The sequence below is a fragment of the Paraliobacillus salinarum genome (assembly GCF_014083865.1).
GTDB lineage: Bacteria > Bacillota > Bacilli > Bacillales > Amphibacillaceae > Paraliobacillus > Paraliobacillus salinarum.
Genome location: NZ_JACEFA010000002.1, coordinates 234,806 through 249,629 on the forward strand (window position 1 = coordinate 234,806; position 14,824 = coordinate 249,629).

Here is a 14,824-nt window from a genome sequence, read left to right on the forward strand (position 1 = left end):
ATTGTACTATTATATTGTAATTGATATAATAGATTTATAAAAGGAAAAAATAGCTTCTTATAAAAAAAATATACATTATTTTTTTACTATTTCAATAGACTTTTAAAATACATAGGAGGAATTACTAGATGAAAAGAAAGATAGCAGTTGTTTTTTTAGGTGTTATCATGATCTCCAATCTGATTTTGCCAACTATTACGTTTGCAAAAGATGATATCACAGGTCACCAGTTTGAATATGACCTTAGAATCATGATAGAAGAAGGAATTATGGGAGGTTATCCAGACGGGCTTTTTAAGCCAGATAACTCAGTGACGCGGGCAGAATTCACTAAACTTTTAGTTGAATCACTTCAATTAACTGGAGAGTCTACTAGCCACAGTTTTACAGATGTGAAAGATTCGGTTTGGTATACAAAGCCAATAGCTATTGCGATCAATCATAACTTAATTAGCGGTTATCCTGATGGAACTTTTAAGCCAAACAACAAAATTTCTCGAGAACAAATGACCGGTATCATTCAACGCGCTTTACATCAACAAGGAGTAACTTCTAAAGAAAAAGAACTTACTTTTTCCGATACCTCCAAAATTCATAAAGACTTTCGTTCTTCAGTTGCAAAGCTTTACTATCATGGAATTATGAATGGTAAAGGTAATAATCTATTCGCACCTAAAGATTACACAACGAGAGGCGAAACTGCAGCTGTTTTGAATAGAATGTTAAAGACGATTAACAATCCTAAAACGGTGATTACTAATACACATTACGATAGAGACTTTAACAAAATGATAGATATACAAATGACCAAAACACCAAAAGTTGATGGAGCAGGTCAGTATATAGCAAGTCGTGAAATGGTTTCATATTATGCTAACCCTAAAAATTTCAGTAGCAATTCAAGTGACTTTTTGCAATTTCTTGATTTAGCTGAAAACACTGGTTTGAACACGAGTGAAGTGAATAATAAGATATTAACTAATAAATATAAATTATCAGGACAAGCAAAAGCATTTGTTGAAGCTGGTAAAGTTCATAATGTGAATGAAGTATATTTAATTGCACATACGTTACATGAAACAGGTAATGGAAAATCTACTTTAGCACAGGGTGTACCGGTTGATGGTAACGGAAAAGTCGTATCCGCGAATAATGCAAAACATACAGTTTATAACTTCTATGGTTATGGTGCGGTTGACAGCAATCCTTTAAACGGAGGCGCTAAATACGCATTTGATAATAAATGGTTTACTCCAGAAGCTGCCATTATTGGTGGTGCTGCTGATATTGCAGATAATTATATTAATGATGGACAAAACACGCTATATAAAATGAGATGGAATCCTGATAGTCCAGGTTATCCACAATACGCAACACATGTCATGTGGGCAGTATTACAAACAAAGAATATGAGTAAAATATATAATTTACTAGATTCATATGTTCAGAAGTTTGATGTACCTACTTTCAATAATCAACCAAAAGCAACTGCTAAGCCTACAGGTGTTGCACAGTATCATGTTGATACAACATTAGCCGGACGTAATGGAACAACAAATGCTACTAGTTTAAACTTTAGAACTGGCCCAACAACAGGCTTTGATGCTATAAGCGCAATTCCACATGGTTCACAAGTTACACTTATTGGAGAAAATGGTGGATGGTACAAGATCAAGTATAATGGTTCTATAGGCTGGGTAGCTGGTCAATATGTCGATTTAGAAACAAAAGCTAAAACATTTAGTATTAGCGGTTTTACAAAAGAAAATGATAATCAAGCAGAAGAAATAAAAGATATAACAGATAACATATTTGGTGAAACAAATGTAGAAACAATACCATTACTATCTTCTCCAAGCACAAATGATGATTCCACATTTGTTAGAGATCTAGAGCTTAGTACTACCGTGAAGATACTTGACCAAAATAAAGACTGGTATAAGGTAATTCTTGACCAAGAAGAAGGTTGGGTACAAAAAGAGTTTATCACTATTAAGTAAAGTGAAATTGACAGTAGATATTTAAAGATTCTTAGGAAGGAAACAACTATTTGTTTCCTTCCTTTTGTGTTATATTATTTAACGTATTGATCTAAATTGTAAAAAGGAGTTATTACGTAATGAATGATGTAACTATAATGGATATTCCATTTATAAATACAGATCAAGAAACTTTTGTATCTGTATTAGATCAACATATTCAACAGAAGCGAAAAACTTTTGTGATTACAGCTAATCCTGAAATAGTAATGAAAGCTTATGAAAATAAATCATTTAAGGAATACTTAAATCAAGCAACCTATATCACTGCAGATGGGATTGGAATAGTCAAAGCAGCACAACTCCTGAATAATCCATTACCTGGGCGAGTAACAGGTTACGACACAATGATGCAATTATTAACTAAGGCAAACGAACAAGCTTATAAAATCTTTTTGCTTGGTGCGCACCCAGATACATTACAAAAGACAGTTGCCAATATTGAGCGCGACTATCCTAACGTACAAATCGTTGGTACTCAAGACGGTTATTTTGATTGGGACAACAATGATATTGCCGATAGGATAGCTGATGTAAAACCAGATATTACTTTTGTTGCACTAGGTGTACCGAAACAAGAAAAATGGATTGCTGAAAATATTAGTAAATTTGATAGTGGTATTTTTATGGGGATTGGTGGTTCGTTTGATGTTATCGCTGGAACTGTAAAAAGAGCACCTGCTTTTTGGCAGAAATTAAATTTAGAATGGCTATATCGTTTACTTAAACAGCCTTCGCGTTGGAGACGTATGTTAGCATTACCTCGTTTTGCTATACATATTTTTATATTGAAAGTTAAAGGTAAAGGATTAAAATCATGAGTCAATCAACATTTGTAAAAAGTACTTTTATCTTAACAATAGCTACATTGCTTTCAAAAATATTAGGTAGTATATTCCGGATACCATTGCAAAATATTGCGGGTGACGAGGTGCTCGGAATTTTCAGCCTCGTCTATCCTGTATATATGGTTGCATTAATCCTATCTGTTGCAGGACTTCCACTTGCCATATCTAAATTGATTGCAGAGGCGAATACTAAAAAAGACAACTCTTCTGTTAGAGAAGTATTTACCACAGCTAGCTTGCTTGCAATTATGTTTGGATTCTTAAGCTTTACTCTTATTTTCAGCTTTTCAAATGAGATAGCAAACATGTTGGGAGGACCGACAACTAGATTAGCTTTAATCGTAGTAGCTGGTACTTTGTTAGTCGCGCCATACATGGCAGTTTATCGAGGTTTCTTTCAAGGTTTTGCTGATATGAAACCTACAGCGATTTCTCAAGTGCTTGAGCAATTGATACGTGTCAGTTTAATCCTTTTGATTGCCTATTTTCTTGTGAGTAAAGGGTATTCTGATGAAGTTATAGCTGGCGGAGTAATGGTTGGTTCAATAGTAGGAGCGCTTGCGTCATTAATTTATTTAAGAATAAAATATGACAAATCACCACTTAAATTGGTTTCATCAAATAACTATTCGTTTGTTATATTCAAGAAATGGACGAAGACAATTCTAAGCGTTTCTATACCAATTGCAATCGGCACACTCACAATGGCACTGTTTAATTTCGTCGATTCATTTACAGTTTCTTATGGATTACGTGCCGCTGGATCTTCAACAAATGAAATTAACTATTTATATGGTATATATGGGCGTGGCTTATCACTTGTTCAAATTGCGACTGTATTTGCAACATCCATTGTGCTTCCTCTTGTACCTTTAATTACAACAAAGTTAGCTAACAAAGATACGAATGGAACAAGGTCAATTATAGAAAGAACACATCGAATGACACATTTCATTTCATGGCCAGCAGCAATGGGATTACTTGCTTTAACACTTCCTTTAAATCTTGCATTATTCACAAATTTAGAAGGAAGCTCCATGTTGGCAATTATTAATTTCAGTTCTGTTTTTACTTCCTTTGCATTATTAGGCACGGGAATCTTACAGGGCATGAATTACGCGAGAACTAGTGCTCTTGTGATTATAGGTAGTGTTATTCTAAAAACATTTTCGAATATCTACTTCATACAGTGGTTTGGTCTAGACGGTGCTGCAATTTCTACTCTGTGCATATATATTATATTAGTATTTACTAACTCCATAATCATAATGAGACGTATTAAATTTAAACTTTTCAACACAGAGGTGTTTAAAATCATTGTATCTGCTTCAATAATGGGCGGGTTGGTTGGTATACCTACATTGTTTTTTTCACTTACAGATTGGTCAAGAATGCAAGCTGTCATTTATTTAGGCTTTTCCATTCTTTTAGGTGCACTAATATACTTTGCGCTTTTATTCTTATTAAAAGTGATTACCAAAGATGATATAAAAAATAGTCCCTTATTAGCTCGAATCAATATCAAAAAATGACGTTAGTGCGTTGAACGCACTAACGTCATTTTTATAACACAAAACAATACTCCATCTCTAGTTTTCTTTCTCTTGAGACTCATTTAGAAACGATTTATACGCTTCATTAAGATTATTTTCAATCAATATACTTGAGCTTTTCAGGATCTTTTTGCCCTCTTCTCCAATAGATTGGCAAGTAGATTCATCAACTTCTTCACCTGAAACTAAATTGATGCATGCACCACTCTCTAGGGACGCCTTGAATAGTACATCTCCCTTTATTGATGAACCATCTCGAAACGGTACTAAATGATCTTCAAAATTAAGCATCGATGACCCTAGATGCATATAATTCCCTTCTATTCCTAAAAGTTCTAAAATTGTTGGTGCAACATTGATCATTCCTACACTATTTTTTTGTTCACCAACTTTTTCATTTCCAGGAATATGCAAATAAAATGGAACATTCTTTAATGTCTTATAGGATGATAGTGTATCTAAATCTCCCTCAATCGCATCAGCGTATTCCTGATTCCAAGCAACTCCGTTATCATGATCTCCATAAATGGCAACTACGGTTTCTTCCCAAAGCCCTTCTTTTTTCATGGAGTCAACTAACGTACCAACAGCACGATCAACATAATTAACACTTTGCAAGTAATCACCGAATATGTCTTGTTCAAAAGGTGCTACATTAAGTGTTGATGCACTGTCTGGTATCGGTGTAAACGGGTGATGACTTGTTAATGCAACAATAAAATGATAAAACGGTTTTGTTGTATTCATATCTTCAAATGATTCCATAAACATTTGTTCATCCCCAACCGTTTCAAAACTACTATAAAGTTCTGTTGGGTTAATTCTTTCAAATAGATCATCTTTACCAACAAAATCATCAAAACCATAATTACGGTACATTCCATCTCTATTCCAGAATGTTTCATCATAAGAGTGGTATGCAGTTGTTTGATAATCTTGCTCTTTAAGTAATAGTGGCAAGGAATCATAATCATTGCTAGGATAACGTACATAAACAGAACCACCATTTAATGTATAAAGAGAAGATTGCGTTAAGAATTCTGCATCACTAGTTCTCCCTTGACCTGTTTGATGATAAAATTCACTAAAATAAAGTGTTTCTTCTATTAATGCATTTAAATTGGGAGTGATTTCTTGGCCATTAATTTTTTTGTTGATAACAAAATTCTCAAATGATTCTAACTGTATCATTAAAACATTTTTGCCTTCAGCTTTACCAAACCATTCAACATTTGGTTCCTGTTGCTGCCCTTCAACAACACGAAAAACATCCTGCTTTTCCTCTTCTGTAACAGTGGTTTTTCCGATAATATGTTCTTTCAAATACTTTGTAGTTTCGAACGCATGAAAGCCTAAGTGTCCAGTAGCATTGAATACAGATTCATTACTCCACATATTAACTAGAAAATTCTCTCCATACTTTTCCGTATAAGCATTCATTGGTATAGAAATACTCAAAACCCCAATTAAAACTGAAAGCACAAACATAACAGTTCTTTCAATTAGGTGAATACGTGGTGCAATATGTTTCTTAAAAAGGAAAAATACTATTATTGGTATAATTAAAAGGTCTATGATAAATTTCAAATCTGTAATACTTAATAATTCTGTAATACTTTCAGATATATCACTAGCCTGCCCTACCTGAAACAATACAGGTGTAGTAATAAAATCACCGAAGTATCGATAATAGACTAAATCAGCATAGATAATAAAACTTGCTAGTAATTGAATAACCCACAAAACAAGTAATCTACTTCTTCTATGAAATAACAATGATATTGAAAACAATAATAATAGGGTACCAAATGTAACAATTAATGTATGCTCATGAATCATTCTTAATCCTAGTTCATCTGCAAACCAATATAACTTACAAGTGAGAATGAACGCAATAATCGGTATCTCGATATGACGCATGAAAAACTTACCTATTGATTTAAGTATATGCATTAGCGCTCCTCCTCTTCTGAAGGAATCCATAATGATAGTGCTTTATATCCTTCACGATATGTAAAATCACCTTTAAATGTATAGATCCAATCAGTATCTAATTGATCAATTTCCGGAAATAACTTGAGTAAATCTATCATATGATCTGAGGTTAGATGTTCATCAAAATTATATTTTTGTTGCCACACATTAATTTTTTCAAGCATTTCGTTTCTTGTATCTTTATCCTGATAATAAACTTGTTTGACAGTGTTAAGCAATAAATTTCTAAAGCCTCCAACTGTTACATTTTTTTCTAATGGTAGTTCGTTTTTGTAACCTGCGGAAACCAATCCCAATGAATAAACTTCTCTAAACGCGGTATAGTCTTCATCACCCTGATAAGGATACGGTAAGTTCTTATCCTCAGCAAGTCGAGCTCCTTGAGATTTCAACGTAGTCTGGACGTTTTCAATCAGTTGATCTGATTTACTTAATTGGTGAAAGTTTACTTCTTCTTCAATTGATATATCAGCTGCAACGCCACCAGCTTCAGCTACAGACATTCCTGTTGGTACAACACGAATACTCCCTGCAGGAATGGAATCATAACCAGATGCTTTACTTGTAACAAGTAGGTTCGTTAAATTAACCGGAACTAAAGATCGGAAAGGAATACCATAATAATTAGGGCTAAAAACAATATATCCTTTTTCATCAGGTGAAACAGATTGAATATCAACAGGATAACCACCTAAAGCTATTGAATCAGCTGGTAATTGATTTTCCCACAAGTCACTGGCTGTTACTCGATACAAAGTGTTCATATGACGTGTTTCTCTGATATATAACTCTTCAGGATAAGAGGCAATCTTTGCATCTTCAAACCCAGGAAACGTTTCATTCAAATAAGATAAAATATGCTTTGTTTCTTTTTTACCTTTTTTTAGCGCTTCTTGTTTCGCTTGTTCATCAATACCGTCCACACCAAAAATTTGTAGTGCGTTAATGTATACCTCGCCGTTCGGAGATCTTCCAATATTCAACCCGCGTAAGTTAACTCCTTCTTGCTTCTCTTGATATCTGGCATCAATCTCTCCAAATCCCCAAGCTGCTTGATCAGTTGCTTCACTATTTTTAAAGGAGCCACTATTTGAAGCAGCTTTAACACCTTCCCAATCAACATTCTTAAGGTGAATCATCATTGTTGCAGCCATTAAGGAATCTTTTTTACCTATATCCTCTTGCCCCGTTGTGAATGGAACACCTGCCATGGCAGCAATTTCACCATCTGCTGTTGCATCAATATAACGTTCTGCTGTAAAAGTTCTTTTGCCATTTTCATCTTCAGTATCTAGATATTGTATTTCTTCCTCTGTAACACCTACTTTAGTTATTTCAGTAGTTAAAGATAAAGTTATGTTTTCTTCTTGTTGAATTAAATATAAAAATGCTTTTTTTGCTTTATCAATATCAAAGGTGGAAACATTATCTACTAACCCCCACCATTCTTCAAAAATACCAGCACTAGTTACCTCACCATTTTGGTCTGCAGGAATATCAAGATAGTTCAACTCTCCAAAGGTAAATAAACCGCCTAATGCATCTCTTTCTTCCAACATTAGAACTTCAGAACCATTTCGAGCTGCACTTACTGCGGCTGCTACACCTTCTGGTTCACCACCTATAACGATGACATCATAGTGATCTTCTGTCACATTTTTTTTGTATGGTTTAACACGTAATCCATCTTCGTTATCTGTCATGACATATATCAATATAGAAACTATCATCATTACTAAAATGATTATACCGACACGAAACATTGTTCTCTTTCTAAAAGTCATCTACTCTTCCTCTCTTCTCTATTAGCCAGTAAAATAATTACCTCTCATTTGAGCAACTAGTTTTCAAGAAAAAATCTTGCACCTGATATGGTACAAGATTTTTAATTATAATTGCTTTTTATGTTTAGAGCCTTCAAATAAGCTAAGGATTGGCCTATATTTCTCACTAACTAATCCTGTTACTTCCACAATAAGTTCTATTAATAGTATTAGAGATAGCAAAGTTAATGTTGATCCCCACATTGTCGATCTAGTAAAAATTACTGCGGCTAGACTAAACAAAGAGCTAAGTGCATAGATAACGATTACTGTTTGCTTATGTGAATAACCTAATCTAATTAAACAATGATGTAGATGAAGTTTATCAGGAGATAATAGTGGCTTTCTTTGTACAACTCGTCTAACAATAGCAAAAACAGTATCTAATATAGGCACCCCTAATATAATAATAGGAACCATTATAGAAAATAGTGTCACGTTCTTAGATAGACCCATTATTGCAAGGACACTAATCATATAGCCTAAGAACAAGGACCCAACGTCCCCCATAAATATTTTTGCCGGATTAAAATTATAGATTAGAAAACCTAAGGTACTACCTAGTAATAAAAAGGCTATTAATGCAACTAATGGATTACCCATAGTTATTGCTAAACCTGAAATTGTTATTAGAACAATCGCTGAAACACCAGCTGCCAATCCATCTAAACCATCAATTAAGTTAACAGCATTTGTAACACCTACGATCCAAATAACAGTTAACGGAATCGAAAAATACCCAAATTCAATTACATCACCGAATGGGACTGTAATAAATTCAATTTGTAATCCTCCAATAACTGTAATAGCAGCAGCTAAAATCTGACCAAGCAATTTAAGTTTAGCCGACAATTGAATCATATCATCTAAAAAGCCAACGATAGCAATTATTAAACCACCAGCTAAAATAGGCCATACCTCAGAGTAACCTGTATTGAATATCAAAAAGCCAGCATAAAAACTAATTATTATAGCAAGACCACCTAACCTTGGCATTACTTTTGTATGAACTTTTCGATCATTGGGTTGATCTACTGCACCAATTCTTATAGCCAACTTAATGACATATGGCGTAAGTATTACCGCTATTATAAAACATACAACCAAAGCTAAATACCCCATGTTATCCTCCTGATTTTAATGATCCTATCATTCTATTGTAATTATATATTATTGGACATAAATTTAAACACTTAGCATCAGTATATATAATGTCAATTTAAATATCAATAGTATTGTATTAATAGTATGTTAGATTCATGTTACACTCACAGTTTTAGACGTTTGTAAGTAGTAGAAAGTTTCACATTTATAAACTTTTTTTTATTTAGTATAGAATCATTTTTTAGCTTTGCTCACTATTTTCTTACTATAATTTAAAACTGACCTTTGACCTTTTCCAGCAAGACCCACTATCTCCGCAAAGATGTACAACATAAATATAAGAATGAAAGCAATCAATAATTTTAGACTTAATGATGCATCTGAAAAAAGAATGGCTAAAGCTCCAAATACAGTACTGAATCCATAAATAATTAATACCGTTTCTCTGTGACTATATCCAGCAGCTAATAACTGATAATGAATATGTTTTTTATCCGGCTGCATGATTTTCTCTTTATTTAATGCTCGTCTTATAATTGCAAACAATGTATCGAAAATTGGAACAGCTAATAATATTATTGGGATAATGAAGCTAAAAAGTGTCGCATTTTTAAAAAGTCCCAAAATTGCTATTACTGCAATAGAATACCCTAAAAACATTGAACCAGTATCACCCATATATATTTTTGCTGGGTGAAAATTATGATAAAGAAATCCTAAGTTACTTCCAATCAACACAACACATAAGTAAATTACAATCAATCTGTAATCCATTATTGCCAAGATGAGTATACTTATTAATGCAATAGTTGAAACACCAGATGCTAATCCATCCAACCCATCGATTAAATTGATTGCATTAGCTATTCCGACTACCCAAAGAATAGTTATCAATATGCTGAATTGTTGCAAATCAACTACACCATAAAATGGAATTGTGATTGTTTCAATAATCACACCACCAAATACTAACACACCTGCCGCCAATAATTGTCCTGCTAGCTTTATGATTGGTCTTAACTGATATTTATCATCGAGAATTCCAGTTATGATAATAATTAAAGCTCCTAGACTGATCTCTAATAGATGTTCATGTTTAGGATTTAAGTATATTAATCCAATACATGTTCCTAAAAAAATAGCTAAGCCACCAAGCCTTGGAGTTGGTGTAATATGGATTTTTCTATGATCCGGAATATCCATCACTTTATATTTTATAGCCAGCTTTTTAACTGGATAAAATAAAAGCCATGTGGAAACTAAGGATAATAAAAATGCGATTATAATATTGGTTACGTTTAACATGATGTATCCCTACTTTTTAAATTAAGTGTCAGTATTAATATTGTACAATATGTATTACTTATGATATAAAAAATATACCATTTACACCATTATGAAAATGTTATAATTATTGTAATAACATATATGCTATTTAATAGTAACATTTCATTGCATAAAAGAGTATCCCTTTGACAGGATACTCTTTTTCTTTATCATTTTACACTCATCATTCTTCCACTTTCCCAAACTTCTTCTTAATTTTTTCTGATAAATCATCAAAATACGTATAGACAACTGGAATCAGAAGTAAGGTGAATATACTTGAAACGGTTAATCCAAAGATAACGGTTATCGCCATTGGTTGTTGCATTTCAGCACCTTCTCCAATGCCTAATCCTAGTGGAATCATAGCTAGAATCGTTGTTAATGTTGTCATTAAAATCGGACGCATTCTAGTTGTTCCCGCTTCTAAGATTGCTTCATATCGATCCATACCACGTCTTCTGAGAATATTAATGTAATCAACGAGTACGATTGCGTTATTTACAACAATACCCGCGAGCATGATCACACCAATAAACGCAGTAATACTTAAAGGTGTATTTGTGATAAATAGGCCTCCTAATATCCCTACAATCGTTGCTGGCATGGAAAACATAATGACAAATGGATAAAGGAAGTTTTCAAATTGTACGGCCATGACTGCATAAACCAAGAAGATAGATAAAACGAGCGCCATTGCTAAATCAGCAAATGCTTCCATCATATCTTCTGCCTGTCCGCCGATGCTGTACGTATAATCTTCCGGTAGGTCCATATTGTCTAAGGTCGATTCAACTGCTGCTCGAACACTTCCAAGGTCACGGTCAACAATATCTGAAGTAATATTAACTTGCTGTTGTTGATTTTGACGCGTTAATGTTGCTGGTGCTTGCTTTTGTTTAAATGTCGCTATCGTTTCTAACGGCACTTGAGTTCCTTGTTGATTTTGAATTAATACATTTTTTAAATCATTGATCGAATTTCGTTCATCTTCTGGGAAGGTGATACGCACATCGATATCATCCCCATTTTCTCGATATTGCATTACGTTTTGTCCGGTAAAATGCATCTGTACTTGGGACATCACTTCGGCTTCTGTTAAACCATATTGTGCCGCTAAAGCTTTGTCTACATGAATATTCAATTGTGGTGTTGTTTCTTCCACTGATGTTGTTGGATTATATATGCCTTCTATCGTACTAATCTGATCAATGACATCTTCAGAAAGCTCTTGCAGTACCTCATGCTCTGGTCCGTTCAGTTGAATTTGAATCGGACTGCCGCCACTCATTGCCGCTCCAACTGCACTGACTGTAATTTCAGCACCTGGAATGCCTTGAACATCTTCATCGATCTGCTTCATAATGGCTTCTGTAGATAGGTCTCTTTCACTTGCATTTACTAATTGAATCGTATAAGAGGCTCTATTTGAGCTACCGCCACCCATCATCGCATTGCTTGCTGCATCACCGCTACCGATCGTTACGTAGCTTACTTTAATTTCCTCATTGTAGGCGGCTAGTGTTTTATTTACTTTTTGGGCAATTTCCAGTGTTTTTTCTTCTGTCGTTCCAACCGGGGTTTCTACTGTTACTTCTAATTGTCCCTGATCACCCTGTGGAATGAACTCTGTACCGAGAAATGGAATTAAGGCTAAGCTTCCCACAATAATTGCCAACGTCGTAAAAATAGTTGTTTTTCTAAAGCGAAGTACTTTTTCTAGTACTTTTTTATAGCTAGCAATAAATTTGGAGAATGCTCGGTCAAACCAATTTCTACGGCCATGATCTTGCATTTTCTCTGATAAAAGCTTAGACGAAAGCATTGGAATTAATGTGATTGCTACAACCAATGATGCAATTAAGGCAAAAGCAACCGTTAATGCTAATGGTGTGAATAATTCAGATGCAATCCCTTCTACAAACACGATCGGTAAAAATACAACCAATGTAGTTGTTGTAGATGCTATTACTGCTGGTGCTAGTTCTGATGCTCCTTTTTTCGCTGCTTCTATCATTGAATAGCCTTGCTGTCTGTAAGAAACGATATTTTCTAATATAACGATCGAGCTATCGACCATCATTCCTAATCCGAGTGCTAAACCACCCATTGTCAGTACATTTAGTGTTTCTCCTGTAAAATAGATCAGGGTAAATGTAGCGATAATCGCAATTGGTATCGCAAGTCCTACTACGAGGGTTGCACGGACGCTTTTTAGAAATAGAAGTAAGACTAATAAAGCGAATAGTCCGCCGAGTAACATATTTTGTATAACAGATGAAATCGATTGTTTAATAAAATCAGATGTATCGACAACTACTTCTAACTTGGTATCGTCTAGAAGGGTTGTGTTTAACTCATCCATTTTATCTAAAATTTGATTCGAAACATCTACTGTATTGCCATCTGACTGCTTCATCACAGTTAAGACGACTGCTTCTTTTCCATTGACTAATGTTGTACCTGCATCTATTAGTGTATCTTTTACTGTAGCGACGTCTTCTACTTGAATCGTTGCACCTTGTGGCGTTTGTAGTTGTTCCTGGCGAATATCATCGACTGAATCGTACGTGCCTTCGATTCGAATGCTTAAATTTTTATCACCTTTTGTTACTGTACCAGCTGATGCTGATTGATTTGTTTGACTAAGCGTTTGAAAAATCTGCTGTGGGTTTAAGCCATATTGCATTAATTTTGCCTGATCTAGTTCCAGTTCAATAACACGTTCTTGGCCACCTTCCACATTAACAGAGGCAACACCGCTTTGTCTTTCAAACTGGGGTACGATTTGATCTTCTGCAATGCTTTGTAACTGTGTTAAGTCATTCCCAGACAAACCAACCCACATAATTGGCAATTGATTTGGATTAAAGCGTAGAACACTTGGCTCGCCTGCTGTTTCTGGTAAAAATCCTTTCACTTGATCTACACTTTCTCTAACTTCTAATAGGGCATTATCTAAGTCCGCTCCCATATTGAATTGCATAAGTACGAGTGCTGAACCAGATTGTGATTGAGTTTGAATCGATTCGACACCTTCAATGGAACTGAGTGCAGATTCGATCGGCTGACTGACTTGCTTTTCTACTTCTTCTGGGGCTGCGTCAGGATAATTGACTGCAACTACGGCAACAGGTAAATCAATCTCTGGCATTAAATCAATAGCCAAGTTTCTAACCGAGACGATACCTAATGCGATAATTGCAAGGACAATCATAATGACCCCAACTGGTCGTTTGACGGATTGGTGTACTAACTTCACGATGCATTGTCCTCCCCATTATTGTTGCGTATTTTTGCACCATCAGATAAGGTTAACTGTCCGCTTGTGACAATTTGGTCGTCTGTAGATAATGATCCTTTAACCGCTGTTTGATCTGTTTGTACATCTAGAATATCAACTTCCACCTTTGAGGCGGTATTTTCTTTCGCAATATATACGTACGTTTTATCCTCTTCTTCAACTAGTGCGGATGTTGGAATAATCCACGCATCTTTAATTACATCTTCAGCGATGGTTACTTTTGCGACCGTTCCTGCTTGGGATTGGTTATCCTGATTATTTAAGGTTAATTTCACTGGATATAAGCCGGTTTGATCTGGCAAAGTACCTACATGATTGACTGTTGCAGTTAGTTCTTCTTTTTCATCAGATAATGTTGTTGTCGCCTCATCGTCTTCTTTGAATAGGTTTAAATTGTTTGCCGTTACAGTTAACTCAATGGTTAGTTCTGACAAATCAGCAACCGTTGCGACTGGCTCTTCTGTTGAGATCATATCCCCTTCCATTGCAGTGAATTGTGTGATTTGCCCATCTGCTGGTGCGGTGATCGTTATTTTTCTACCTGACTGTGCATCGATCATCGTAAATAATTTATCATCCTCTTCTACTTGATCGCCGTTTTTCACTTCTAAACTATCTATTTTTCCAACGACAGGCGCCATTACTGGTGTTGCTTGAACTGGGCTAGTACGTCCATAAAACGGTTTGTCGATAGTTAGATCACCTTTCTTCACTGCTTCTGTTTCAACAGTGGTAATTGCTTCTTTTGGTTGGTCTTGATCTGAAGTATCTTCTGAACATGCTACTAAGAAAATCAGTAAGCTTATTAGTAAATAGGTTATTTTTTTCATAA

Annotated in this window: 9 protein-coding genes; 3 read left to right on the top strand and 6 right to left on the bottom strand. The window is 34.8% G+C overall.

What is annotated here, in order from left to right; all coding sequences use genetic code 11:
* The first annotated feature begins 128 nt into the window (after positions 1–128).
* The 3 genes from HP569_RS03870 (at position 129) to HP569_RS03880 (ending at position 4,419) form a co-directional block, all read left to right on the top strand.
* Complete coding sequence (locus HP569_RS03870) at positions 129–2,000, top strand: S-layer homology domain-containing protein (RefSeq protein ID WP_182199830.1); 1,872 nt, start codon at positions 129–131, stop codon at positions 1,998–2,000.
* 119 nt (positions 2,001–2,119) lie between these two features.
* A complete protein-coding gene (locus HP569_RS03875; RefSeq protein ID WP_182199831.1) occupies positions 2,120–2,860 on the top strand; it encodes a WecB/TagA/CpsF family glycosyltransferase in 741 nt (246 codons plus the stop codon).
* Complete coding sequence (locus tag HP569_RS03880; protein WP_182199832.1) at positions 2,857–4,419, top strand: putative polysaccharide biosynthesis protein; 1,563 nt, start codon at positions 2,857–2,859, stop codon at positions 4,417–4,419. Before HP569_RS03875 ends, HP569_RS03880 begins: the two co-directional genes overlap by 4 nt.
* A gap of 57 nt (positions 4,420–4,476) precedes the next feature.
* Here HP569_RS03880 and HP569_RS03885 read toward each other — a convergent pair whose 3' ends face one another.
* From HP569_RS03885 to HP569_RS03910, 6 genes are all read right to left on the bottom strand, one after another.
* The gene (locus HP569_RS03885; protein WP_182199833.1) at positions 4,477–6,393 is read right to left on the bottom strand and encodes an LTA synthase family protein; all 1,917 of its coding nucleotides are present in this window, start codon (positions 6,391–6,393) and stop codon (positions 4,477–4,479) included.
* Entirely contained in the window at positions 6,393–8,219 is a 1,827-nt protein-coding gene (locus tag HP569_RS03890) for an FAD-dependent oxidoreductase (RefSeq protein WP_182199834.1), read from the bottom strand. Before HP569_RS03890 ends, HP569_RS03885 begins: the two co-directional genes overlap by 1 nt.
* Before the next feature lie 105 nt (positions 8,220–8,324).
* Complete coding sequence (locus HP569_RS03895) at positions 8,325–9,380, bottom strand: glycosyltransferase family 4 protein (protein ID WP_182199835.1); 1,056 nt, start codon at positions 9,378–9,380, stop codon at positions 8,325–8,327.
* Between the two features lie 216 nt (positions 9,381–9,596).
* Positions 9,597–10,667, bottom strand: coding sequence for a glycosyltransferase family 4 protein (locus HP569_RS03900; RefSeq protein WP_182199836.1), 1,071 nt, complete (start codon positions 10,665–10,667; stop codon positions 9,597–9,599).
* A gap of 205 nt (positions 10,668–10,872) precedes the next feature.
* Positions 10,873–13,950, bottom strand: coding sequence for an efflux RND transporter permease subunit (locus HP569_RS03905; protein ID WP_182199837.1), 3,078 nt, complete (start codon positions 13,948–13,950; stop codon positions 10,873–10,875).
* Positions 13,947–14,822, bottom strand: a complete 876-nt coding sequence (locus HP569_RS03910; protein WP_182199838.1) for an efflux RND transporter periplasmic adaptor subunit — start codon at positions 14,820–14,822, stop codon at positions 13,947–13,949. The genes HP569_RS03905 and HP569_RS03910 overlap by 4 nt, the downstream gene beginning before the upstream one ends.
* Between the last annotated feature and the right edge of the window lie 2 nt (positions 14,823–14,824).

Excerpts from the sequence above, each read along its gene's own strand:
- HP569_RS03900 (WP_182199836.1), bottom strand. The coding sequence starts at position 10,667 with ATGTTAAACGTAACCAATATTATAATCGCATTTTTATTATCCTTAGTT.
- HP569_RS03870 (WP_182199830.1), top strand. The coding sequence starts at position 129 with ATGAAAAGAAAGATAGCAGTTGTTTTTTTAGGTGTTATCATGATCTCC.
- HP569_RS03910 (WP_182199838.1), bottom strand. The coding sequence starts at position 14,822 with ATGAAAAAAATAACCTATTTACTAATAAGCTTACTGATTTTCTTAGTA.
- HP569_RS03890 (WP_182199834.1), bottom strand. The coding sequence starts at position 8,219 with ATGACTTTTAGAAAGAGAACAATGTTTCGTGTCGGTATAATCATTTTA.
- HP569_RS03880 (WP_182199832.1), top strand. The coding sequence starts at position 2,857 with ATGAGTCAATCAACATTTGTAAAAAGTACTTTTATCTTAACAATAGCT.
- HP569_RS03875 (WP_182199831.1), top strand. The coding sequence starts at position 2,120 with ATGAATGATGTAACTATAATGGATATTCCATTTATAAATACAGATCAA.
- HP569_RS03885 (WP_182199833.1), bottom strand. The coding sequence starts at position 6,393 with ATGCATATACTTAAATCAATAGGTAAGTTTTTCATGCGTCATATCGAG.
- HP569_RS03895 (WP_182199835.1), bottom strand. The coding sequence starts at position 9,380 with ATGGGGTATTTAGCTTTGGTTGTATGTTTTATAATAGCGGTAATACTT.